General features: G+C 44.2%; 18 protein-coding genes, 4 pseudogenes and 1 other annotated feature. Of the genes and pseudogenes, 4 read left to right on the forward strand and 18 right to left on the reverse strand.

All coding sequences use genetic code 11. The annotated features are described in order from the left end of the window. Nucleotides 1–20 precede the first annotated feature (20 nt). Together FU659_RS07095 and tdh are read right to left on the reverse strand one after the other, a co-directional pair. Nucleotides 21–1,199: a glycine C-acetyltransferase gene (locus FU659_RS07095; protein WP_147946911.1), complete on the reverse strand. Its 1,179-nt coding sequence runs from the start codon at nucleotides 1,197–1,199 to the stop codon at nucleotides 21–23. A gap of 18 nt (nucleotides 1,200–1,217) precedes the next feature. After that, nucleotides 1,218–2,258 carry an L-threonine 3-dehydrogenase gene (tdh, locus tag FU659_RS07100; protein WP_147946912.1) on the reverse strand — a complete coding sequence of 347 codons (1,041 nt, stop codon included), beginning with the start codon at nucleotides 2,256–2,258 and terminating at the stop codon, nucleotides 1,218–1,220. Between the two features lie 138 nt (nucleotides 2,259–2,396). Between tdh and FU659_RS07105 the strand changes: the two genes are divergently transcribed. Then, nucleotides 2,397–2,957, forward strand: coding sequence for a helix-turn-helix domain-containing protein (locus FU659_RS07105; protein WP_147946913.1), 561 nt, complete (start codon nucleotides 2,397–2,399; stop codon nucleotides 2,955–2,957). Between the two features lie 19 nt (nucleotides 2,958–2,976). Here FU659_RS07105 and FU659_RS07110 read toward each other — a convergent pair whose 3' ends face one another. The 7 genes and pseudogenes from FU659_RS07110 to FU659_RS07140 form a co-directional block, all read right to left on the reverse strand. Beyond that, the gene (locus tag FU659_RS07110; protein ID WP_147946914.1) at nucleotides 2,977–4,245 is read right to left on the reverse strand and encodes a Gfo/Idh/MocA family protein; all 1,269 of its coding nucleotides are present in this window, start codon (nucleotides 4,243–4,245) and stop codon (nucleotides 2,977–2,979) included. 17 nt (nucleotides 4,246–4,262) lie between these two features. Beyond that, the gene (locus FU659_RS07115) at nucleotides 4,263–5,108 is read right to left on the reverse strand and encodes a carbohydrate ABC transporter permease (protein ID WP_147946915.1); all 846 of its coding nucleotides are present in this window, start codon (nucleotides 5,106–5,108) and stop codon (nucleotides 4,263–4,265) included. Nucleotides 5,109–5,120: 12 nt separating this feature from the next. Next, a pseudogene (locus FU659_RS07120) lies at nucleotides 5,121–6,034 on the reverse strand (carbohydrate ABC transporter permease). A gap of 68 nt (nucleotides 6,035–6,102) precedes the next feature. After that, a complete protein-coding gene (locus FU659_RS07125; protein WP_147946916.1) occupies nucleotides 6,103–7,413 on the reverse strand; it encodes an ABC transporter substrate-binding protein in 1,311 nt (436 codons plus the stop codon). Nucleotides 7,414–7,588: 175 nt separating this feature from the next. Next, the gene (locus tag FU659_RS07130) at nucleotides 7,589–8,632 is read right to left on the reverse strand and encodes a LacI family DNA-binding transcriptional regulator (RefSeq protein WP_147946917.1); all 1,044 of its coding nucleotides are present in this window, start codon (nucleotides 8,630–8,632) and stop codon (nucleotides 7,589–7,591) included. A gap of 251 nt (nucleotides 8,633–8,883) precedes the next feature. Continuing rightward, nucleotides 8,884–10,141, reverse strand: a pseudogene (locus FU659_RS07135) ((Fe-S)-binding protein). Between the two features lie 67 nt (nucleotides 10,142–10,208). Then, nucleotides 10,209–11,624, reverse strand: coding sequence for an FAD-binding oxidoreductase (locus FU659_RS07140; protein WP_147946918.1), 1,416 nt, complete (start codon nucleotides 11,622–11,624; stop codon nucleotides 10,209–10,211). A 121-nt stretch (nucleotides 11,625–11,745) separates the two neighbouring features. On the opposite strand from FU659_RS07140, the gene FU659_RS07145 reads away from it, so the two are divergent. Beyond that, nucleotides 11,746–12,462, forward strand: a complete 717-nt coding sequence (locus FU659_RS07145) for a FadR/GntR family transcriptional regulator (protein WP_147946919.1) — start codon at nucleotides 11,746–11,748, stop codon at nucleotides 12,460–12,462. 259 nt (nucleotides 12,463–12,721) lie between these two features. Here FU659_RS07145 and FU659_RS07150 read toward each other — a convergent pair whose 3' ends face one another. The 6 genes and pseudogenes from FU659_RS07150 to FU659_RS07170 all read right to left on the reverse strand — a co-directional run bounded on the left by FU659_RS07150 (nucleotide 12,722) and on the right by FU659_RS07170 (nucleotide 19,964). Beyond that, nucleotides 12,722–13,063: a GNAT family N-acetyltransferase gene (locus tag FU659_RS07150; RefSeq protein WP_261807666.1), complete on the reverse strand. Its 342-nt coding sequence runs from the start codon at nucleotides 13,061–13,063 to the stop codon at nucleotides 12,722–12,724. Continuing rightward, entirely contained in the window at nucleotides 13,056–13,196 is a 141-nt protein-coding gene (locus tag FU659_RS36890) for a hypothetical protein (RefSeq protein ID WP_261807667.1), read from the reverse strand. The genes FU659_RS07150 and FU659_RS36890 overlap by 8 nt, the downstream gene beginning before the upstream one ends. A 433-nt stretch (nucleotides 13,197–13,629) precedes the next feature. Further along, nucleotides 13,630–14,580: an alpha/beta hydrolase gene (locus FU659_RS07155; RefSeq protein WP_147946920.1), complete on the reverse strand. Its 951-nt coding sequence runs from the start codon at nucleotides 14,578–14,580 to the stop codon at nucleotides 13,630–13,632. A 93-nt stretch (nucleotides 14,581–14,673) separates the two neighbouring features. Next, a pseudogene (locus FU659_RS07160) lies at nucleotides 14,674–16,144 on the reverse strand (protein adenylyltransferase SelO). 143 nt (nucleotides 16,145–16,287) lie between these two features. Then, nucleotides 16,288–18,024 (reverse strand): arginine--tRNA ligase, encoded by a 1,737-nt coding sequence (argS, locus tag FU659_RS07165; protein WP_261807668.1) that lies wholly within the window; start codon nucleotides 18,022–18,024, stop codon nucleotides 16,288–16,290. A 29-nt stretch (nucleotides 18,025–18,053) separates the two neighbouring features. Then, nucleotides 18,054–18,270: a binding site (T-box leader), on the reverse strand. Between the two features lie 146 nt (nucleotides 18,271–18,416). After that, entirely contained in the window at nucleotides 18,417–19,964 is a 1,548-nt protein-coding gene (locus FU659_RS07170) for an FAD-dependent oxidoreductase (RefSeq protein ID WP_147946922.1), read from the reverse strand. Between the two features lie 190 nt (nucleotides 19,965–20,154). Between FU659_RS07170 and FU659_RS07175 the strand changes: the two genes are divergently transcribed. Further along, complete coding sequence (locus tag FU659_RS07175) at nucleotides 20,155–20,949, forward strand: DUF2935 domain-containing protein (protein ID WP_147946923.1); 795 nt, start codon at nucleotides 20,155–20,157, stop codon at nucleotides 20,947–20,949. A 348-nt stretch (nucleotides 20,950–21,297) separates the two neighbouring features. On the opposite strand, the gene FU659_RS07180 is transcribed toward FU659_RS07175, so the two are convergent. After that, nucleotides 21,298–21,879 (reverse strand): TetR/AcrR family transcriptional regulator, encoded by a 582-nt coding sequence (locus FU659_RS07180; RefSeq protein WP_147946924.1) that lies wholly within the window; start codon nucleotides 21,877–21,879, stop codon nucleotides 21,298–21,300. A 368-nt stretch (nucleotides 21,880–22,247) separates the two neighbouring features. Between FU659_RS07180 and FU659_RS07185 the strand changes: the two are divergent. After that, nucleotides 22,248–23,404 (forward strand): annotated as a pseudogene (locus FU659_RS07185) (MFS transporter). A 112-nt stretch (nucleotides 23,405–23,516) separates the two neighbouring features. Here FU659_RS07185 and FU659_RS07190 read toward each other — a convergent pair. Together FU659_RS07190 and FU659_RS07195 are read right to left on the reverse strand one after the other, a co-directional pair. Further along, entirely contained in the window at nucleotides 23,517–24,560 is a 1,044-nt protein-coding gene (locus FU659_RS07190) for a DJ-1/PfpI family protein (RefSeq protein ID WP_147946925.1), read from the reverse strand. A 41-nt stretch (nucleotides 24,561–24,601) separates the two neighbouring features. Further along, nucleotides 24,602–25,249 carry a DUF2306 domain-containing protein gene (locus tag FU659_RS07195; protein WP_147946952.1) on the reverse strand — a complete coding sequence of 216 codons (648 nt, stop codon included), beginning with the start codon at nucleotides 25,247–25,249 and terminating at the stop codon, nucleotides 24,602–24,604. Nucleotides 25,250–25,455: the final 206 nt, after the last annotated feature.

Raw genomic sequence — 25,455 nt, forward strand, 5'->3', positions numbered from 1 at the left:
CTCTTCTTCTTTTATTCCGATCACGAAATGAGACCAAATTCACGACCAACCTTAGACAACGCATGAAGCGCAAAGGATAAATCGTCCTCTGTGTGTTGTGCGGTCACGATAAGCCTGACTCGCCCTTTGTCTGCCGCGACAGTTGGATATACGATTCCTTGTGCAAAAACACCTTCCTCCAACAGTCGATCTGAGAACCGCATGGTTAATGCCGGATCGCCTACAATGATAGGGATGATCGGTGTTTCACTAGCTCCTGTATCAAAACCAAGCTGTTTCAAGTCGGCTCGAAATCCATTGGCATTGTTCCACAGCCTCGTTACCAAATCCGTGCTTTCCTGTAGGACTTGAATAGCTGCCAGACATGTCGCTGCAACCGCTGGCGGCTGTGAGGTACTAAATAAAAACGGCCGTGCTGTATGGATCAAATGTTCCTTTAGAAGCTGTGCCCCTGCCACATAGCCTCCCACAGCCCCAATAGCTTTAGACAAGGTGCCGATCTGGATATGAACGCGTCCATGAAGGCCAAAATGATCCGTTGAGCCTTTGCCGTTCTTACCTAGCACACCGCTGGCATGTGCATCATCCACATACACAATCGCCTCATAGGTCTCGGCTAACTGCACAATATGGGGAAGCGGAGCAATATCACCATCCATACTAAATACGCCATCTGTCACAATTACTCGCTTGCGATGATGCTGTGTTTCCTTTAGAACCGCTTCTAATTGATCCATATCTTTATGGGCAAAAATCTTCCGGCTCGCTTTGGTCAACCTTATGCCATCTATGATGCTGGCATGGTTCAATTCATCGCTAATGACAACATCCTCCGCTCCAAGAATGGACGCCAAAGCGCCTTGATTCGTGGTGAAGCCTGATTGGAAAACAAGTGCTGCTTCTGTGCCTTTAAATTTGGCAAGTTCACGCTCCAGCTCATCATGAATATCCAGCGTGCCTGTAATCGTCCGCACAGAGCCGCTGCCAACTCCGTACTTCTCAATCGCTTGAATCGCCGCTTGTTTCAACTTGGGATGTGTAGCGAGTCCCAAATAGTTATTGGAGGACATCTGGAGAATTGGCCTTCCATTCAAGTGCATCCATGTTTCGGAACCGCTCTCCCAAATCTTAAGCGTACGGTACCTTCCATCCCGTTTCCACCCTGCAATATCCGCCGCCAAATCATTCAAATAGTTCATAGTCGCCTCCTGCACCGGTTAGTGTATAAACACGATTTTACCGCATTGCCCTTCGTCCATTAATTCAAAAGCTTCTTTATATTGATCTAATCTAAACTTATGTGTAATGACCGATGCAAGGTCAAGACGATGCTGATTAAGTAAACCTTTCATTTGATACCAAGTTTGATACATCTTCCGGCCTGTTATCCCCTCGACCTTCAAACCTTTAAAAATAATTTGATTCGTTACGTCAAGTGATACCTCTTGTGTTGGTATACCCAGTAAAGATACTCTTCCCGCATTAGCTGCAGCTGCAAAGGCATCAACAATCGCTTGCGGGTTGCCGGACATTTCAAGGACAACATCCACCCCTTCGCCGCCAGTTAACTCACGTAAGGCTTCAGATGTACGCGTTTCCAAAGCATGAATCGTAGAGTCTGCCCCCATCTGCAAAGCCATCTGCAACCGATTCGGATTAATATCAACCGCATAGATCGCTCCCGCGCCGCATGCTTTAGCTACTTTAATTGCTAGCAAACCAATGGGGCCGACACCAATGATGGCAACGGTTTTTCCGACAATATCTCCTGATAAGACGGTTTGAACAGCATTGCCTAACGGATCTTGCAAACAAGCAATTTCGCATGGCAGGTTAGCATCGTTATGAATAATGTTGCTTGTTTTTACTATGGCAAATTCAGCAAAACAGCCCGGCGCCGTAATACCGAAGCTCTTCGTATTCGGACACACATGGGCATTGCCTGTTCGGCAGGCTTTGCATGTACCACACACCATGTGTCCCTCAGCGGAAACATAATCGCCCACACGCACGCCTGTTGCCCTCGACCCGACTTCTACAACCGTTCCGGCAAATTCATGTCCAAAAACGTTCGGTGTGATGACTGTGCGCTCCGCCCAGGCATCCCATTTATAAATGTGCAAATCGGTGCCACATATCGACGTCGCTTGAACACGAACAAGTACTTCGTCATCCCCACAAGTCGGTACAGGAACTTCTTTCAGTGTCGCGCCATAACCTCTATGCTCTTTGACCAGTCCAATCATATTAGCGCCCATCGTAATGCCTCCCTTAGATGAATACACGATAATGTACATATGTGCGTTTTATCATCTGTATATGATGTTACACGAATGTATGCTATATTGTAATTAGGCATTTTTATTAGGGACGAAAAGAAAAAAGGGGGCACAACGATGCAAGAACCGATTCACAAAAAGGTAGGGCGAAAGCTGCTAAACATTCGTCGGACGAGAGGACAAAGTTTAGATCAGGTCGCTGAGCTTACAGGCGTTAGTAAGGCGATGTTGGGGCAAATCGAGCGTGGAGATTCAAATCCAACCATATCGGTGTTATGGAAAATTGTGAGCGGATTACAAATTTCCTTTACGAGCCTGATCGAAGACGACGAACCGCAAATTACCGTTGTACGCGGAGCTGACCTATCTCCCTTCGAAGAAGAAGACGGGCAATACCGTGCCTATCCGCTGTTCCCTTTTAACCCTCATAAAGGTTTTGAGGTGTACACAGTGGAAATGGAGCCCGGCTGCAGTCACGCTTCCGAGCCCCATAACGAAGGTGTTGAAGAATATATTCTGATGGTGAGCGGCAAGTTGGAACTAACCGTCTCCGAGGAAAGTTTTACACTCGATAGCTGTGATGCGTTACATTTCACCGCTGATCGTCCGCACGAATACAAAAACGTTGCAGACACCAAAACCGTATACAAAACCATTATTTACTATCCTGCTTCTTAAAAATGCACTTTACACCATTTTAGAGTGGATTTGGCACTAACCGTTGGTAAAGAGCCTCGATTTCTACAGGCTTGCCTTGATTGAGACGAGACTCCTCTGCTGCAAATGCCATTAAATGGCTTCGGACCGAAGCCGAAGCAGAGGATGCACTTTCTCCGCCTGCATAGCTTCTGACTTCACGTAGAAAACTGCGCACGATTCCCGCGTCTCCTCCACTGTGTCCTTCTACAGAGGCATCCACTTGAATCGTGGTCTTCTGATTCGTATTGAAATCATGAACGGTAAATTCGTTTTCCTCCATATTTCCTTTAATATCGCCCTTCGTACCCATCACTTGTACGATACGGGTGTTATCTCTAGTAAATCCACACATACTGAACATCGCTGTCGCTCCACTTTTAAACTCCATGTTGACGACTTGATGATCAACGACATTATTGTCGCTGCGGTAGACGCATTTGCCGTAAGGCGAAGTACGCAGAGCAGAGAGAATCCCCTCTAAGCTTGTATCCATAGTGAACTTCGAAGCCCAGCCTTTACCCGTGCCCAAGTAGTATTTCGGCGCATAATATTGACACGTTGCTTCCGCAGGACAGCCGTCCAAGCAGTAGGCTGGGGCGCCTTCTGGTGCATGCTCCGCATTAAAATGCATTAATGATCCGAATGAGCTTACACGCTCGCACGGCTCATTCATGATGAAGGATAAAATATCCATATCATGACAAGATTTGGCTAAAATCATGGGACTGGAAGTATCCGAGTTATTCCAGTTCCCACGAACAAAGCTGTGAGCCATATGCATGTTGCCTACATTTTCATTTAATTGGATGGAAACGATTTGACCAATTTTCCCTTCATCAATAACTTGCTTCATAGCTGTCCAAAAGGACGTATAACGCAATACGTGGCAAATGGTTAGCAATCGATTATGCTTCTTAGCCGCAAGCTCCATCTCGACACATTCTTCCGGTGATGGAGACATAGGTTTTTCCAGGAGGATGTGATAACCAACCTCCAACGCTTTCAGCGTTGGGTGATAATGCATCTGATCCTGTGTGCAAATAATCGCAATATCAGCCATTTTAGGTTGTGCCAAAAGCTGATTCCAATCCGAATAGGCATGTGCTTCTGCAATATGATGCTCGGCTGCAAACGCATTTCTTCTCTCCTCGTTGGGTTCCGCCACTGCGACAATATCGAGCTCGTGAGGATAATTTATAGCATAAGGCGCATAGGCATGAGCCCCACGGCTGCCTGCACCTAATAGGATTGCCGTAACTTTTTGCATTGTCTATTCCCTCTTTCTTATGACTTGCCTCCTGTGAAAGCAATGCCTTCTATAAATGAACGCTGAAAAATAAAGAAAATGATGATCATGGGCAAAATAGCCATCATCGAGCCTGCCATAATAATTGTGTAATTGGTTTGATGCTCTCCTTGCAGAAAAGCGATACCTGCCGAAAGAACCATTTTATCCGGAGAACTGTTCACGATTAACGGCCACATGAGATCATTCCATGACCACAACATGGTGAATATCGCTAAAGCAATCATTCCCGGTTTGGCTAACGGGAGCATGATGCGCCAATAAATGAGAATCTGGTTACAGCCGTCTAGCTTCGCTGCTTCTTCAAGCTCATGAGGCAGCGTCATAAAAAATTGTCTCAATAAGAAGGTGCCGAAAGCGCTGAACAGTCCTGGTACAATAAGAGCCGTTAACGAGTTCAACCAGCCTAGATCTTTCATAATCATATATTGAGGAATGAGAAACACTTGACCTGGAACCATCAACACCGAAAGCATCAGCATAAAAAAGAAATTGCGACCTGGAAACGCGATGCGTGCAAACGCATATGCCGCTAGTGAGCAAATAATCAACTGTCCGATTACCTTTGCTACTGTTGTAATGAATGTGTTCCAGTAAAAGGTAAAAAATGGCAAATTCACGACCACTTTTGAATAGTTCGACCATTGAAATTGATGTGGAAACAGGATCGGAGGTACTGCCGTCGATTCTCCTAATGTTTTCACGGAGGTTAGAAACATCCATAGAAATGGACCCACCATGATGACGGAGCCGAGGATGAGAATGAGGTGAATGATACCTACCTGAAGACGTGTTGATTTATAACGCTGCGATTTCACATTCATCTGATCGCCTCCTTATTCGTAGTGAACCCATTTCTTCTGAATCTTTAATTGTACATACGTAATCAGTAAAATAATTAAGAATAACAAAACTGCGATGGAGGAAGCGTAGCCCTTACTGTTTTGCAGGAAGCCATATTTGAAATACAGGAAAACAATCGACTGTGTGGACTCAATGACAATATCCCCAACCATCATATAGATGAAATCGAACACCTGAAAGGCGCTAATTAGCGAAGTGACTGTGACGAAAAAAAGTGTTGGCGTTAATAAAGGCAGTGTAATTCGAATGAACTTGGTTACTGCATTCGCTCCATCTATCGATGCGGCTTCATAATAAGAAGATGAAATGCCTTGCAGCCCGGATAGGAAAATAATCATATGGCTGCCGATCGAGCACCAAACTGCCACAATAATAATCGATAATAACGCTGTACGGTTATCTGTTAGCCAGTGTGGGCCCGGAAGGTGCAATAAGCTTAAAAAGTAATTAATCAATCCGTAATCCGAGTTATATAGCCATTTCCAAACCATCGCGATAGCCGCAGGCATCGTAACGACGGGAAGGAAATACATGGTCCGGTAAATCGATAATCCTCTGATTTTCTGATTTAGCAAAATGGCCAAAAGAATAGACAAGATGATTCCAATGGGTACAGCAAGGACAATATAAATTGCTGTATTGCGGAAAGATTGGAGCAGCGTTATATCTGTAAAAAGTCTTTTGTAATTCGCCAATCCTGCCCACTTATGGATACCAAAAGCCCCCCAATCAGTGAACGAGAAATAAATCGTTTGGAATACAGGCCAAATGTAAAAAACGATTAAGCCAACATGAGCGGCAATATCATCAGATACGCCCATACCCAATCAGAATGACGTTTGGTGCGTGACCCTACTTTTCTAAAGCTCATTAATGGCATTCGCATACATATCTACTCTCCAGAGTGTGGCATATAGATGGGAAACTCGCTGCGGGAACGAGTCTCCCACTCGTTTATTTTTCTGCGGCCAACGCTTGGTTCATCTTCGTTCCTAGTTCTTTGGCTGCATCGGCAACGGATTTCTCTCCGGTCCAAGCATTTTTGAGAATATCCGTTTCATAAGTAGTCCAGACAGATGTGTTCTTTGACACTGGATAAGGGCTTGCGTACGCAGTCATATCGATGAATGCTTTGGCATGAAATTGTGGGAATGTACTTAACCAAGAAGTTTCGCTGCCTTTGTAGGCTGGAATAGCCCCGCCTTGTTTAGCGGCAACTTCCGCAGCTTCTTTGGAACTCAAGAATTTGATAAATTCCCATGCTTCCTTTGGATGCTTTGTGTTCGCAGAGATGACATTCCCAAGACCATGAATAACGACTCCCTGTTTTTTACCTTTTGGAAGTACAGCAACATCCGCGTTATTTTTCATCATTTCGTTTTGATTAATAGTGAATGCGGCCCATGATCCGTCGAAGTACATCGCTAGCTTGCCCGAAGTAAACATATCGCTCGGAGCTGTTTCCGTCATTTGCGCCAAGGTTGGGGAAACTTTATGCACTTGGATAAGGTCTGTCAAAAACTTCAATCCTTCAATCGATTCCGGCTGATCGTAACCTGATTTTTTATGATCATCAGAGATTACACTGCCGCCAGCCTGCAGAATCGTATTATAGTAGTCTTCCTGGTTCATCATCGGAGCGGCAAACCCGTATATACCTTTGGAAGTATCCGTTAATTTCTTTGCGGCTTCAATGAGTTTGTTCCAATCCCAGGAAGCATCTGGATAAGCAACTCCCTTTTCATCAAACAATTTCTTGTTGTACCATAAACCAATCGTATCGTAGTCTTTAGGAATACCGTAATTCTTACCGTTTAAACTGTAAAGCGAGACAAGAGAAGATGGAAAGTTATTGAGATCGAGTTGATCTGCCTTGATATTCCCAGTGATATCTTTGAGCATGCCATTGTCTGCGTACTTAATAAAATTAGGTCCATTCATCCAAAGCACATCTGGCATGGTACCTCCTTGCGCTGCCGTTTCTAATTTCGTGAAATACTGTTTATAAGGCGTGTTTTCAGCCTTCACTTCAATGTTCGGATGACTGGCTTGGAAAGCCTTGATGACCTCGGTCATCGTTTCCATTTTCCAACCGCCATAAGTAAGGGTCACTTTCTCCCCAGTTGCTCCAGCGGTAGCTTTGGCATCTTTGGCGGGAGCAGCTGACGATTGATTGGATGTATTTGCAGAACTGCAAGCGCTAACAACAATCATATTTACTGTAAGTAAAGTCAATAAAACAGCCTTCTTTGTGTATTTTACCATTTCAAGATCACCCTTTTTCGTTTTTTGGGAAAGAAATTGTAAATGCTCCACTTGATTACAAAACTACGCGAGCTGGGAAAGCCACCCTCACCTCCTCTGTTTAATAAAGCTATCTAGATATATAAATATTTGGCCCAAAATATGACAACGTTATCCCAATAACTAAAAAAAATTATTATCGATTGAAAAGAGAAGATTGCCGCACGATCAATTTATGCGGCAGCAGCACCTTCGAAAGAAGCGGCTCCTCACCTTTCAGCATTTCGAGCAGGGTCGCGGCTGCTCGCGTGCCAATTTCAACCTTCGGCACGTGTACCGAGGATAATGGCGGTGTTGTATAATGTGCAAAATCGATATTATCCATAGAAACAAAGGCGATATCTTCAGGAATGCGCAAGCCGCTTTCCAGTACTGCACGCAGGGCTGGTATCGCTAATTGGTCACTAGCCGCAAAAATGGCGGTTGGCCTCTCTATGTCATCTCTCTTTAGCTGACCGGCCAATCCTTTATAGCTGCGATCAATTTCCCAACGCGTATCGATGATCCATTCTCTATCTAGTGGAATTCCCGCGTCGTATAATGCAAATTTGTAGCCCTGAAACCTTTCCTCACTGTTTAACTCACCTGTATGTCCAGGACCGCCGACAAAGCCGATTTTCCGGTGACCTTGTGAAATGAGATGATCTACAGCTGATTTAGCTGCTGGGATTCGATCATAATCGACCATCGTAATTTCTGTTCCGCTCGTGCAAATACCGATAATGGCCAGCTCCTCCGATTGTTGCAAATACGCGAGAACAGCCTGACCGACCTCACCAATAATAATGATGCCATCGACTTGAATATCATGCATACATTTGTGCAGAAGAGCTTCATCTGTCAGCTCCTCGGAAGTATGTATGAAGGCTAGGGAATACCCGGCTTCAAGTATTTTTTTGTTAAACGAGGTAATAATAGGCGAATAGTAAGGATGATCATCGTTAATGCGAGCCGCTTGGATGATACAGCCAATTTGTTTCGTTTGTCGTTTGTTTTCTTTCTGCTTCTTCACAAGGAAGCGTGCAGACTCGTTAGGTTTATAGTTAAGTTCTCGTACAGCTTCCCATACCTTTGATTTCGTTTCCTGATTGATGTGCTTGCTGTTATCGTCACGTACCACGCGTGAAACCGTTGAAATCGAAACGCCAACGCGTTCTGCCACATCTTTAAGTGTTGGCATTTCTTACAACCCCTTCATCCAAAACATTAAGCCCAATTTGCCCAAACGTTATCCTGAGTCATGCGCCGATTTATTAATTTGATATTAATGCATTTGTCGGAGATGTGTCAATAGAAATATGAAAGCGAATACATTATGCATAAAACAATTGAACAGGAGCATATCCTGTTCAATTGTTTCTGTTATTCATGCTCGATGCAGCAGCGTCGCAGTCTTCTATTGAAAATTAAACTGAAAATGAATTCTACCGTTCATTTCACAACTCTATCATACAAGAAGTCAGCAATATGAACAGCTTCCATCCGACCTTTTTGCCCATGCTTCTCGATGCCCAGCTTCATTTGCAGCAGACAGCCGGGGTTGCTTGTAATGAGATATTGAGCACCAGTCGCGTTCACGTTTTCCATTTTATGCTCAAGAATCTGGTTGGCCATTTCGGGCTGCGTGACGTTATAAATGCCTGCTGAGCCGCAGCAAGATCCCGCATCCTTCATTTCTATAAACGCTACATTGCCTACTTCCTTTAGGAGCTGCCTCGAAGGATTACTGCCTTTCATCACATTGCGTAAATGACACGAATCTTGATACGTTACTGGAGTAGAAACTCCTTCATTCTTAGATCCTGCAAATGATAGAGGACGTCCTTGTTCAACAAGAATCGTACTGATATCCTTTACTCGCTTAGCAAACCAACCAGCAGATTCCTTCCACTCCGGCTCATCATGAAGCAAATGATCGTATTCCACTAGAATTGCACCGCAACCTCCAGCATTAGATACGATATAATCAACACCAGCATCTTGGAAAGCGCGAATATTGTTCTTCGCCAATGCTTTGGCCTGATCGCTTTCACCGCTATGAGCATGCAGGGCGCCGCAGCAATTCTGCGTATCTGGAATAACCACTTCAAATCCGGCCTCGGCCAGCAATTTCACGGTTTTAATATTCGTTTCTGTAAATAAAACGTCCATTAAACAGCCGCGGAACATACCCACAGTCGCTATTTTTTGTCCTTTTGCCGGAATACGGGTGCCCAAAATCTCTACAATTCCTTTATTCGAAGCATCCGGAATAATCTTTTCCATGTTGGATAAATGCTCCGAAAAACACCTTAACAGCGCCTGTTTTCCTAACAATCGCTTGGATGCCGGTTTTTTTATACAATTGAAGTCCCGTACCGAGCAATCGCATCCTATTTTGATAAGGGAAAATTTGCTTGAACACAAGCTTGCGAACACCTTTAATCCACCATCTGTGCTGCTTCGTATGCGTTTCAATGGCATCACGTGCCTGCTCGATTAATTGTCCATATTTGACATCAGCCGGACAGGCAGGCTCACATGCGCGGCAGCCCAGACAGTGGTTCATTTGATCTTCGAAACGCAGCCCTGGTTCCATAATACCGTCGACCGCTGCTTTCATCAGGGAAATCCGTCCACGCGGCGATTCTGCTTCCACACCGGTTTCCTTAAAGGTTGGGCACGCAGACAAACAAAAACCACAACGCATGCAATTCGTAAGCTGCTCATAATCCAGTTTTTTGATCAGTGTTTCTTGCAATGAGCCTGGAGCTGCCTTAGCCACGATCGATCACCACCCTGCGTCTGGACTCTTTGGCAAACATTTTCCCCGGATTTAAAAGGTGGTGTGGATCGAAGGCATCTTTGATCCCTTTCATAAGAGCAATTCCGGTACTGCCGACTTTCCATTCCAGAAACGGTGCTTTCACTAAACCAACGCCATGTTCACCGGTAATGGTGCCGCCAAGGCTAATCGCTGCTTCGAATATTTCTTCAAATGCTGCTTCAACACGGTGTATTTCTTCTGGATCTCTGGCATCCGTTGTTGCTGTTGGGTGCAAATTACCGTCGCCTGCATGACCAAAGGTACAAATTTGGACTTGGTGCTTCTCTGCAATGCGATTAATTTCAAGAACCATTTCGGCAATTTTGGAACGTGGTACCGTGGCATCCTCCAAAATAGTGGTTGGGCGCAGCCTAGCCAGCGCGGTAAAGGCGCTTCTTCTTGCCGTTAACAGCTTCAAAGCTTCCTCTTGATTGCTCGCAATGGTGACTTGATCAGCTTGCTCTTCATGGCAAATCTCCGTCATTCGCGCGATATCCCGCTCCACCGTCTCCATATCTCCGTCCTGTTCAATTAACAAAATAGCCGCCATATCAAGTGGAAGTCCCAGCTTGGCAAAATCATCAACGACACGAATGGTCGGATTATCCATGAATTCGAGCGTGGCCGGAATGATACGGCTTTCAATAATTTTGGATACCGTACGCGCCGCTCCATAAATATCTTTGTACATAGCCAACATCGTTTTCTTGAATTTAGGAGGTGGGATAAGCTTGAGAGTAGCTTCTGTAATTACCGCTAACGTCCCCTCCGACCCGATGAGCAGCTTGGTTAAATCATAGCCCGCGACATCCTTCATTAGCTTGCCGCCTGTACGCAAGATTTCGCCTGAGGCCAAGACGCATTCCAATCCGATGACATAGTCTTTGGTTGTCCCGTATTTGAGACCGCGAAGACCACCAGAGCATTCCGCAATATTGCCGCCTATGGTGGAGATCGCCATGCTGCTTGGATCCGGTGGGTAAAATAATCCTAATTGTTCGATATGCTCAATAAATTGCTTGGTAATGATTCCCGGCTGCACCGTTGCGGTTAAGTTCTGCAAATCAATATCGAGGATGGCATTCATCCGATGCATGACCATCACAATGCCCCCTTGAACGGGAACGGTTCCCCCACAAAGGTTTGTGCCTGACCCTCTACTAATCAGCGGTATGCGGTATTCCGTTAATACCTTCATAATCGCGGATACCTGCTCCGTATTTTGCGGATAAATGACGCCATCAGGCAAGGACTGAAGCATCGGTGTTCCATCATACGAATGGGTAACCAGTGATTCCGGATCATCTTTGAAAAAACGATCGCCAACGATATTGCGAAGCATTTGTTTAGCTTGGTTATCTAGCATAAGACCCTCCTGTGATTAAAAAAACGATTTTATTATTGATCATGTGATCAGATGACTTTTCTTCTATTTTAGCTTATGATTGAATACATGTATAGATGTGAAATGAGGTTGATGATCGTTCATGGTATTTCAACACGTTAAACCGCAAAAAGGCTCGGAAATCGTACTGCAGCAAATCAAACAGCAAATCATATCTGGAGCTTATCCTCCTGGCACCAAGCTTCCAACGGTAGTTGAGCTTTCTGCAAGTTTTCAAGTAGGCCGTTCAACGGTTAGAGAAGCGCTTAGCGCACTGAAAGCGATGGGGTGGGTCGATATTCGCCATGGCGGCGGAACCTTTGTCAGCAAGAAACTGCCTTCAGACGATACGGAAGAAAGTAAAGGTATTTTTGATCATACAGAATCTTTGCAGGAAATATTAGAAGTTCGCAAATTCATTGAAGTCGGTTGTGCTTCCTTGGCAGCTGAGCGACGAACGGAACATAACTTGATCGAGTTAAACAACATTTTAGCCCAAATGGAAGCTGCTCTGGGCAACGAGGAAGCAAGCGAAGAAGCGGATATTCGTTTTCATCTGGAAATTGCCAGATCCTCGAACAATTCATTGCTCATTGGCATGATGGAATCATTGACTGAACGGCTGCAAGAAAGCATGAGTACTTCAAGGCGGATATGGTTTTTTGCTGAACGGGCTTCTGCCGAGGAGCTTTTGCAAGAGCACCGTGAAATTTATGAGGCTATCCTTGCAAGAAATGAGCAGCTTGCAGCAGAGATCATAATGAAGCATATTCAGAAAGTCGATCATATTGTACAAAAACTTGCGACTCGTGAGCTTTAGCGTTAATCACTTACTTCCCATTAGGAATCATACAAAAAGCCACGTATCCGGCCCAAATGGTAATATCCCCTTTAAGTAGACACTCAATAAAAACCTTATGGTACCATAAGGAAATGAGTATAACTTGGAGGGGATATTACCTTTCGAGGTCTTTTGAAGATGCGGTTATTACGACATCGATATCACGAGAAAAAGACAAGAACTTATATAATACCGCGCTGAGTGCGAATCCATATAGTTATATGTTCTTGTCCACTTACTATTTTAATGATTTAATATACCATGCATCACATGCAAAATGCTCTGTTGCATTTAATGGCTTTTCTAATTGAACGAAACCATTCTTTTTGTAAAACTGATTGGCTGCGATCATATTACTAAGAGTTTCAAGATAGCAATTTTCATAGTGCTTTTTTGCAAAATCTAGGGCAACCTGCAGTAACACGCTTGCAATTCCTGTGCCTCGGTTTTCTTTTAAGGCATACATCTTTTGCAACTCACAAATATGCGGCCATTCCTTAATCGGTCCAATACCACAACCAGCTACTATTTTATTATTTTCCTCAACAACCCAATATTGAGAACCTTCATTTTTATACAAATAATAAAAAATTTCCTAAACTAGGATCAGTCCAAGCAGTCCCTGGCTTATTTGCCCCAAACTCCACCAAACAAATTCTAATAAGATACTCCACTTGTTCATTATCTTTTTCCGCAATCTCTCTAATAATCATGAAGAAAATCTAACCTCCCATCAGGATGTAGCCCATGGCTGCAGCCCTGTACCCTTCAACAAACTCATATACCGATCACTCAACAAATTTCAAATTCATCCTATACTATCACAAAAATTTAGGTACGAGGAGGGTACGTCTGTTAATCTAGCAATTTGACGAAAGGTTATAGGTGTAAGCGGGTCGAGCGATACACGGACCGTGGAGCCCTTATTTTCGTTTAAAATGGCCTTTTGGAAGCTAAACGGACATCAGCGCCGTTATTCTAGCGAAAATGAGTGAATCTTTACGATTTCACCGTCCTTAACGGAACGTATGTCCGTAGGGTAGGCGAATGGGGAAGGATTCGGACAATTAACGGCAGCTGTGTCCGCATGCCTATCCACTCCTTTTTGCAATCGCGTCCAGAATGGCGAAAGAGACTGCCAAATCTCTAACCTATCTCTACTTTTCTCAAAAAAGACAACACAGCAGCATTCATCTGCTCTAACCCTGGTTGTTCAATCGGAAAATGACCAGCACCTTCTAAAATCACACATGCCTTTTCACCCTTTAGATCGTTAAAAAATGGTTCACTAAAGCTATACGGAGTCATTGGGTCTAATTCAGGGTGAACGAGTAAAACAGGACATATATCAAAATTCTCAGGTTTTATGACCGGTTTCATAGCTAAAAACGTTCTTAGTAAGCGTAAAGGGATTTTCGTGCCTGCCGCATGAGCATCCTTCTTAATGAGTTTGGTCATTTCGACGTTATTCGTAATCAATTGCATGCGGGAAACATAATGAACAGGGATCTGCAAGGAGTCTAATAAGAAAGAGAGTTTATCCATACAAAATTTCCCTAACCGACTAATGAGTTTGTTGGGAGCCAATTGATCACGAACTTTCCCATCACTCGTATCAACAAATGTTGTTGCAATTAAACCTTTGACTTGTTTACTCTGTACAGCGGTGTGATAAGCTAACATACCTCCAATGCTAGTACCTAGCAAAATAACAGGCTTGCCATCCCGCTTTATTTCCCGATTAATCAATTCAGTGAGGATGTCAATCCATAGCTGATAATCTAATGATTGTAACGAATTCGTGTAACTTAACCCATAAGGAGGTAGATCCGGCGAAACTACCTCATAACCATTTTGCTGCAATACTCGCGCATAGGGAGCTAACAATCTGCCGTTGCCGCCAGCACCATGAATGAAGACAATTTTTAATTTTGCATGCAGAGCAGGCATTCGATCCAAATGAATATGAACATCGTTCCAAATCATCCATTCTTCCTCCGGTAGATGATGCTCATTGATCTGCATGTCTTCTGGAAAAAACTTCTGATATTGTTTCCAATAAATGACCGATTCATTATAGGTTAAAAACTTATTCATGAATGATTCGCAATCCTTTCCTCAACAGCACCATTACTTTCCCCACTAATCCATAGAAGAAAAACGCCATCAATTGATCAAAATGCTTCTATATCAGGTACCGCAAAAGGTTTGGTAAGGCCGAGTTGATTCAGGCAGGGTTGAGTAAGAAGCCTGATCGGAGGCGTGCGCGTAGGGTCTCGAAAGAACATCTAGAAGCCGCTCCATCACGCTGTAATCTTCTTGGTTCACCGCGGCTTCTAGCGCTTCTTCTACCCGGTGGTTGCGTGGAATTAGCGCGGAATTATTATTCCGCATCAGTTCAAGTACGGACGATTTTGTTTCTTGCTGCCTGCCTAATCTTGCCTGCCAAAGCTCATGCCACTGAGTAAATTCCGTCGTAGCAAACATGCGTGTATCCTCTGGCTGATCGAAAGTTAAAGCGATAAAGGTATTGGTGTAGTCCGCGCGAAACTTGCATCAGAATGAGTAGGTCTTCAATTAGGGCTTCATCTTGCAGCTCTTCGTTAAAAAGCCCCAGTTTCCTCCTCATTCCCGCGAGCCAATTATGGCGAAACAGCTTAGAAAAATCTGCAAGCATGCCCTCGGCCATGGTGATAGCCTCTTCCTCGTTGACATGCAGCAGCGGTAATAGGGTTTCAGCAAATCTCGCGAGATTCCACACAGCAATATGCGGCTGATTGCCATAGGCATAGCGGCCTTGTCTGTCAATGGAACTGAATACCGTTGCCGGATCATAGGCATCCATGAAGGCGCAAGGACCATAATCAATCGTTTCTCCGCTAATAGCCATGTTGTCCGTATTCATCACCCCGTGAATAAAGCCAACGAGCTGCCATTTGGCGATTAGTGCTGCCTGACGCTTGATCACTTCCTGTAGCAAGTGAAGATAGCGATTCTCATCAGCATGAACTTCTGGAAAATGTCTTTGTAAGGTGTAATCAGCCAGAGCTTGGATATCCTCGAAAGTACCATACTTTGAAACATATTGAAAGGTGCCGACGCGCAAATGACTGGCTGCTACACGAGTAAGAATTGCGCCGGGTTGCTCCGTTTCTCGGAACACGGAATCACTGGTTGTTACCACGGCTAGGCTGCGCGTTGTAGCAATACCAAGTGCATGCATGGCCTCGCTAATTATGTATTCTCGCAGCATGGGGCCAAGTGCCGCTCGACCATCGCCTCGACGGGAGTATGGCGTAATACCTGAACCCTTAAGCTGAATATCAACTCGCTCCCCCAAGGGAGTGATCTGTTCGCCGAGCAGTATGGCCCGGCCATCCCCTAACAGGGCAAAATGCCCGAATTGATGCCCCGCGTAAGCTTGAGCAATTGGCAAAGCGCCTTCCGGTATCTGATTGCCCGCAAGCATTTCTACGCCTTCATTGCTTTGCAGCGCTTGGATGTTCAACCCCAGCGCTGCTGCCAGTGATTCATTTAAAATGCTCAATTTCGGTGAACTTGCAGGGGTTGGGTTGACCCTAGAAAAAAATGTTTTCGGCAGACGAGCATAACTATTGTCGAAGTTCCATCCTGTTACCATACTTCCTATTTTCTCTGTCATTTGTATCTCCTTCGTGAATCATATGTACTTTTTAATAATCAACGCTCTATACTGCAAACATTTTATTTTTCACTTCCACCAAGCTATTATACTAAAATTAGAGATATTAGGATGAAAACATAAAAACGCATCTACCACCACACCTAAATTTGCTCAGGTGCCTGCAATCCAATGAGCCTCAATCCATTCTTTAGTGTAATCTGCACACAGGTAACCAAAGCAAGACGTGCTTCGCGTAATGGCACATCATCGACAAGTACGCGACACTCATGGTAAAAATGATTGAAGGCTTGTGCCAAGTCCACCAAATAACGCGCAATAATGGACGGTTCCAGCTTTCTCATGGCTTGTTCTACACGCTCAGTAAACAAATAGAGCTCTTTGATAACACGCACAGCCTCCGTATTGAGAAGCTGAGCGGCGTCCATTTCTCCTCCGTGCAAGGCCGAGCTGCTCAAAAGCTTAGCCTTATTTATCACAGTGCAAGTTCTGGCATATGTGTACTGTACATAAGGTCCCGTTTCCCCTTCAAAATTAAGTGCCTTATCCCAATTAAAATCGATATCCTTAATACGATTGCTGCTTAAATCATTAAAAATCACGGCTCCTACTCCCACTTGCTGAGCGACCTGTTCTTTATTTTCTAAATTAGGAGTTCTTTCTTCAATAATTCCCCTTATTTTGTTAATCGCTTGCTGAAGCAGATCCTCTAACTTTATAACGTTACCTTTGCGTGTAGATAAGCTCATTCCTTGAATACTGACACGACCAAATGCAACATGTACAATATCTTTTGCCCACGAATAACCCATAAGTTCTACAATTTTCATACATTGCTGAAAGTGAAGATTCTGCGCGTAATCCGTTATATAGATAGCCCTATCAAAATCATATTTTTTCTTCCTAAATAAAGCAGCAGCAACGTCACGGGTATGGTAAAGAGAGCTTCCGTCTTTTTTCAACATAAGCGCTGGTGACATACCGAATTCATCCAAACGAACTAACCAAGCCCCTTCGTCTTCCTCCAAAAGATGCTTTTCCTTTAGTTCGCCTATAACCTGTTCCATTTTGTCATTATAAAAACTTTCGCCTGTGTAAGAATCAAATTGAACCCCAAGCAATTGATAAATACGTTGGAATTCTGCCATGCTGATCTCTACAAACCATTTCCATAGTGCCAAAGCCTCTTGATCCCCTTGCTCCATCTTTACAAACCAAGCACGCGCACTGTCTTCCAATGCAGGATCTTTTTCCGCTTCCTCATGAAACTTTACATATAAGCGAAGAAGTTCATCAATGCCGTTTTGTTGAATGTTCTTGTCGTCTCCCCATAAATGATAACCTACAATCAGTTTTCCAAACTGAGTACCCCAATCACCCAAATGATTGATCCCCACACAGTTGTAACCTAGAAAGGTGAAGATTTGATAGAGCGCATGTCCAATTACGGTAGATCTAAGATGGGCGACATGAAAAGGCTTCGCAATATTGGGAGAAGAGTAGTCGATAACCACTGTCTTCCCTTGCCCTATATCTTGTGAACCATATTGCTCACCGGCAGTCAAGATGCCCTTTGTGACCGTGTCGACGAGATGTTTCTTATTTAAAAAAATATTTAAATAACCGGATTGGGAAACCACATCATCTATGACGTTATCCGTTAGTTTCTGTTTCAGCTCAGAAGCTATTTCTGAAGGGGACTTTTTTAACACTTTGCTGAGTCGAAAACAAGGTAAAGACAGATCCCCAATTAGGGAGTCTGGTGGATATTCCATAAGCATTGCAATCTCGTTAGGGTCAACACTTGAAATAACCGAAGATATTTTTTCTGCTAAATATAACTTGTAGTTAAGCATGTTATGTCCACGTCCTTTCTTCATACAACTAAAAAAAGCCCTCGTCTCTTTGTAAGAGAGAGAGCTATTCCATTCCCGCGGTACCACTCTAAGTGTTAAATGCATGATTTAACCCCTCTGTTTAATAACGGTCACAGACCGGGCCTGCCTACTAAAGAGTTCAGCAAACCATTTCCTGGGCCCGTTTCAATTTGACATCCGTACCGGCTCACACAAACCCGGCTCGCTGAGACTATCTGTCAAACCTACTTTCCCATTCATAAATATTCCAATATTCAATTAAATCTGTTATACAAGACCACCCTTAAAATGTCAAGTATTATATTCTTACCCATACTCATTAACTCTTATCGCCAAATAATCAAAAACCCTTCCCATTCTTGTTCTGGGGAAGGGTTGTCGAGTTATCCGTGACGTTACACCAAATGCACCTTGGCGAGCGCCTTCTTGGCTGGTCCTTCGATAACATCACCTTGAAATGAATATCTTGAACCATGACAAGGACAATCCCACGTTAGTTCCGCCTCGTTCCATTCGACCTCACACCCCATATGCGTACAAGTTGTATCAACCACATGTAGATCGCCCTTTGAATCCCGGTACGCTCCGGCTCGCTTACCATTTACTCGAACAACAGAACCCTCGTCAGGAGCCAGATCCTCTGGCTCCTTATGCAGTAATTCCAGCTTTCCAGCGATCAAATGCATCGCCACATTCGAATTCTGCACAACGAACGTCTTGATGCTAGGATCAGCGTGGAAGCGCCGCGGCGTGAATACTTCCTCATAGGGACTTTTTTCTCCTACGATAAGACTCGTATTTAGCATCGCTGCCACAATACTTGTCGTCATTCCCCACTTACGAAAACCGGTGGCAATCATAAGATTCGGCACATTCGGCAGCTGCTGCCCGATATAAGGCATGTTGTCCAAGGTGAAGACGTCCTGAGCCGACCAACGATAGAGAATCTCTTTGAGTCCGAACGTCTCTTCTCCAAACTGCTGCAGATGCTCATAGTATTGAAAGGTACAAATACCTTGGCCGGTCTTATGTCCCTCACCGCCGATAATGACCGCAGGCTCGCCATTGATGAGTAGAGCGCGCAAAGAGCGCTTCGGTTCTTCCGCGCTGAGATACATCCCCCCTGGATACGGTTTGTCAATGCGTGCAGCCAATACATAAGACCGCTCCGTATGTAGACGGGAGAAATATAGCCCCCTAAGATCATTAAACGGAAAGTGCGAGGCGGTCACGACGTAATCGCAAACGACCTGCGGTCCCTGCTTAGTCTTCACGATGGACGGCTTTTCCAATGTCGACCCCACAACCGTCGTCTGCTCAAAGATCTGTCCACCCATCCGGACAATCTCCTGGATAAGCCGGATCAAGAAGGGAACAGGATTAAACTGCGCTTGATCCTTCATGATAACGGCCCCTCTAGTCTCGTAGGGAAGAGGCGTAGTATCTACATAGGAACTTGGGATTTTCAGCTTCTCATAAGCGCTGTATTCATCTTCAATCTTCTTCAAATAAGCGTCACTCGATGTATACATGTAGGCGTCCTCTTGCGTTAACCCGCAATCGATACCAAGCTCTTTAACCGTATTCTTCACAAACTGCAGAGCTTCGTTGTTCGCTTCGTAATAAAGCCGGGCTATTTCCTCTCCGAAGTGAGAGATGTACTCGCTGTAGATGAGATCGTGCTGGGCCGTTATTTTCGCCGTAGTCGATCCAGTAGTTCCTTCTATGATGCGTCCCGCGTTTAAGACAACTACCTTTAATCCGCGCTTGGCCAACAAATAAGCGGAAGTTATCCCCGTTATACCTGCTCCAACGACAACCACATCAGCCTTCAAATCTTCCGTTAAACTCGGAAACTGAGGCATATTCGGGGTGGAGTGAAGCCAGTATGATTCAGCAAATTGTGGCAAGGTGCTAGTGGAAGATTCTTTATGCAAGGTCATTTTTATGTACTCCTGTCATACCATTTTTTCCCTATATTGCCCTGTTTGGCTGGGTTGTATGTATAACAGACTGCTGACGTTTTCATTTTATTTTACCGAGTGGGCTTCCTTATGTCGGCATTAGGCATATACGTTTCATCCACTCATTATATATGTGGTAGTAGAACAATTGATGAGGAGAGTGTACAATTTGTCAAATCAATTTGTTATGCGTTCATTGGATGAAATACGATTCTGGTCACGTATTATGAAAGAACACTCCTTATTCTTAAAACTGGGATTTAGGTGTGAAGATACACAGCTAATTCAAGAAGCAAATCAATTTTATCGTATTTTCGAGCACATTGAGGACAAATCTCATTCGTTTACCGAACTCACGGACCCTGAACAAATCAAACGATTTAATATGGAAGTGTATTCAGCTGCAACGCACATTTGGGCTTTTAAAAGAAAAGTTTTGGGACTTATCATACAATGCCAACTCCCAGGCGGAAACAATTTCCCCTTATTAGTTGATCATATTAGTAGAGAGGCCAATTATTTCAGAAATCGATTAGAGGAATTAAACACAGGAAGATTAGAACCATTACCTGATGCTATTATTGATGAAAATGTATTCTTTTTGCGAATAATGGCTGACCATGCCAAGTTTATCGGACATCTTCTCGACCCTTCAGAACGTCAGTTAGTGGAGCAAGCACGCAACTTTAGTCATGATTTTGACCAATTACTATTTCAAGCTATTGATCTAAGCGGCATGCGCCCTCAATCACAAACACAGCCGCTTCTCGGCCAATTTCTTGACCAAAATAGGGTTTCTGTTGTTTCCTTAAGGGATTTTAAAAAGACCGCCAAAGAACTGATCGAGGCTTGTCGCATTAAAAGCATTATTCATCCCTTACTCGCTGACCACGTGTTTCGCGAAGCAGAAAGATTCCTGCATATCATTGATATGTTTGAGGCCAGCTTGGCAGGAAATCACTGATCTAAATAAATCGACAAGGGCTGCCCTTCTATTTGAAACCGATTATTAAGCTATTCTTCCCCAGGCAAAGGAGCATCGCTTCTTTACGAAGCAGCTATTGGTCGAAATGAAGAACTATCGGGCGTCTATCTTGTGAAAGACCAAATAACGGAACTAAGGTTCGCCGATCAGGTCGCGAGATTCTAGAAAAAATAAGCACTATTTATGAACGGAAGTTTCCTCGTGAATGCAATCATTTGAAACTTTACTTAAAAGAGGATGTCCGTTCACGGAAAGGGGCTGCCATACGGCAGCCCTTCTATATTATTAACCTGTCCCCATGCCTTAACTTACATGTACTTGCTGAAATTACTGAAGCAACGTAAGGATGACAGCTACAGCATGATCAACAAACGATCGATCTGGACGCGATTTCATCATCACGGTAAGTCCAATTAACGCCACGACCAGCGTCTGCGCTAAAGCTTTGGTGTTCGTGATCGTTTTAAGCTCACCTGATTGTTTCCCCCGCTCAATCGCTTCTTGAAATATGACCGCAAGATACATTTGATGTTCCCTAGTGAGGATCTCAAATTTTTCATCATGAGGGGCAAGTTCCACCATCGTATTAATGCAAAAGCAGCCTCGGTTAGGAGTCTTTGTATATTCCTCTGCCACTAAACCTTCAAAATAGTTGCGAAATCCCTCTTTTATAGATGTATAACTTTGAAGTTTCGTACGGATATTAGCGCTATGGTTTTGCGTATATCTACGAAGCGCAGCTTCGAATAATTCTTTTTTGTCCCCGAAGGCTGCGTATAGGCTTGGTCGTTGAATCCCCATTCTGTCCGTCAAATCGGTTAAAGAAGTAGCCTCATAACCCTTCTCCCAAAATATTTGCATGGCTCCGTCTAAGGCCAATGCTTCATTAAATTCACGTCGCCTTACCATGATATCACCACCATTTCATATCGATCAGTACAGATATAATACTATACAAATAATTTAACGTCAAATTTCTTATCTTTTTAACCGATGCCTTATTAAATAATAAACTCCCTTTCCCCAAAAAATGCAAGTTTATAAAAGGAAATAGAACATTGACAACATTCATCAAGCTAAGTTATATTACAACTATCATTTTGTACCGATAGGTATATTATAAAGTCTTACTTTTGTTGAAAATTCATGAAATGTGGTGGACGAACATGGATAAAACAAACGAACAGCTTGGCGTACGGACTGAAGCTTGTTCCGAAATTGAAACGATAACAGCACAAGGAGAATTAAACGCAACCGAGTCATTTAGCAGGACCTCAATGTCTCGCTATATGACACTTTTATTTGCAACGGCATGTGGGTTGGCTGTTGCCAACATCTATTACACGCAGCCATTGCTTGACTCTCTGGCTAGCGAGTTTGGCATGTCCAATTCCTCCATTGGCATTGTCATCACTATCACTCAGATTTGTTATGCACTAGGCTTGTTTTTATTGGTACCCTTTGGCGATCTTTGAATCGACGCAGGCTGATTCCTGCTCAAATGTTAGTATCCGTTGCGGCGCTCATTGTAGTTAGTATCGCTCCAACTAGCACCGTGCTGTTCATGGGTATGGCTGTGGTTGGTTTACTTGCCGTAGTCACGCAGATACTCGTAGCATTCGCGGCAGTTCTAGCTGCGCCAGCTGAACGGGGTCGTGTTGTTGGAGCGGTAACAAGCGGGGTCGTGATGGGGATTTTACTTGCCCGAACTTTCGCTGGCATATTGACCGACTTGGCAGGTTGGCGTTCAGTCTATCTCGTCTCCGCAGCATTGACGCTTGTAATGGCTGCCGCATTGTTCCGTGCACTCCCACACTATGAACGAGAAAAAACTACGTCCCTATCTTATCCACAGTTACTCCGCTCGGTCTTGCTATTATTCGTTCAAGAACGAATTCTGCGTATACGGGCTGTACTGGCCTTGTTAATTTTCACCGCATTCAGCATATTATGGACATCCCTTGTGCTGCCGCTCAGTGCGCCCCCGCTGTCTCTGTCGCATACGGCGATTGGCGCGTTTGGTCTAGCAGGTGCAGCCGGAGCCTTAGCCGCATCCCGTGCAGGACGCCTTGCTGATCGCGGTTTAGGACAGAGGACCACAGGAATTGCGCTAATCCTGCTGCTCGTATCCTGGTTGCCAATCAGTTATCTAAGTCAAACCCTGATTGCATTAATCATTGGTGTTGTCCTTCTTGATATGGCGGTACAAGCCGTTCATGTCACCAACATGAGTATGATCTATACGTTGCGCCCTGAGGCTCGCAGTCGACTAACGGCTAGCTACATGATCTTTTATTCCATCGGTAGCAGCACAGGGTCGATCGCATCAACCCATATCTACGCCTACTTTGGCTGGTATGGCGTATGTCTTTTGGGTGCCACTGTCAGTGCTCTGGCTCTTTTATTTTGGGCATTGACCCGGCATCTGCGATAAATGTCCCGCTTCCTCTATGGTGTCACTAACCGTGCAGTCAATTTATCAAAAAAGAGCTGCCATGAAGGCAAGCTCCTACGGAAAGGGATTTGCTTCCCTCCATAACACTGAATTATATGCTAGCTTCTGCCACACGCTCGGCTGCGACTTTGGATGCCGGAAGCAAGCCGGCCTTAGCGATCCCAGTCAATTTGTTGCCGTTGAGGTTCACTTCGAACCTCAAATTCAGACGCATAGGTTTCGTAACGCGTTGGGACCAAGATAGTCGATTTCCTTCGATAATCGGATCGACAAACGCTACAAGCTCGTCACCTTGCTTGGATACCCCACTTACTTGACCATTCGCAGTCGAAATATGCAGCATGACGGGTAATTTACCGATCGGTGTAGAGATAATGGCATGCCATGTTCCGTCGAAAATCGAGCTAATTGAAGGATCGGTTGCCTTTTGAAACCATTCATCAGAGGGTTTAGAGGTAGTCGATTCCTCGTTAGTAATGAAATGGGAATCGTCTGCAAGGGGAGCAAGCCCTTGTTTTTTCCAAACAGTTCCGCGCCGTTCATACTCAAACAATTTCTCCACGGCGTGCGCAATGCGAGGTCCTAACTCGCGCTCAACCAAGTATAGCGCTACATCAAGCCCTGATGTCACGCCGCCGCCCGTAACCAAATTTCCATCGTCAACAACTCGTGCAGTCACGGGAATAGCACCAGTTGCACCGAGAACTTCCATGCCTAGATGATTCGTTACGGTATGGCGCCCCTCCAATAAACCTCCCATTGCAAGTACGAGAGATCCTCCACAAACCGTCGCAATGATCACATCAGGCTTGCCGAACGCCTCTTTAATCAGACTGGTGATCTCACTTTCCATCGCTCTCCTAAGTATGGAAGGTATAGCATTCGGCCCGTCTCCGCTCACTTCCCCCGATGCGCCGGGCACAAGAATGATTCCGGATCGTTCCGAACTCAATCTTCCACTGGCAGAAACCTGAGGACCATTCATTCCGCTGGCAACTAATCGCGCCCCTTCGGTGGTTACCAGTTCAACACTCCATGCACCGCCTGCATACATCTCTGCCGCACAAAACACTTCATAAGGAGCTAATGCGTCCAAAAGATCAAAACCATCAAACAAAACGATTTGAATATGCATAGAAATTCTCCCTTCAAATCCGAAAAGCCTTTCAACAAAAGCTAAACATTCTCAATACGCTTCTTCCCATACACATAATAAATAACGATTTCCGCCAGAATGAAATTAAAAAATATCGTTCCATATATGCCGATGGTATAGCTTAGCTCATACTTCATTCCAAAACCACTTTGCAAGACATTCGTGAAAAGATGAATAAACAGGTTCGTGAAACAAAATACAAAGCTTCGAACCATCCATTTTCGGTGTTGGCTTATTTTCTTTCGTTTGATTTTTACAATTGCTGTAACCGTGATAGCAAACCAGATGATATTCAAGAAATTGAAGGCCATACTATTGATCCTTCCACCTGTTGAATACGGCGCCATATAGCCCGATGTTACACATACTAAAAAGACGAAGAGAACGTATAAGTAACCATTTACTCTATGATATTTTCGGTATTTTTGTAAAATGGCCGTTGAGAAATTAATAGCTCCTGTCAGCATCGCCAAGCAAGCGACAACGACATGAACATGCATGACTGTCAACCAAACAGGTAGATAAAGGGGCCGAGCAAGGTTGATCTTTTGACTCAAAAAAGCGCTCGCTTGCGCGTCAAAGTATAAATTCGTCAACGTGGCGTAAATGATGTAAATAATCGATGCCGTCAACATCCATACATATAAATTGCCTTTCTTTTTTTCCATAAACAGCTCATCCTTTATTAACAAATGTGGTGTATTGATTTCGATCCTAATAGCCATTTCTAAGCTCCCTTATCAAGAAAAAAAGATTAACCATCCCCTCTTTCGTTTCGAGACCGAACCGTCCGGTCTTTTTTATTATACACTGATCTATGTTATGATTCACTAAATAAATGTTACAATCTTATGAGAGTGTTAACGTCTTTGGT

The organism is Paenibacillus sp. N3.4 (assembly GCF_008017805.1).
Classification (GTDB): Bacteria; Bacillota; Bacilli; order Paenibacillales; family NBRC-103111; genus Paenibacillus_E.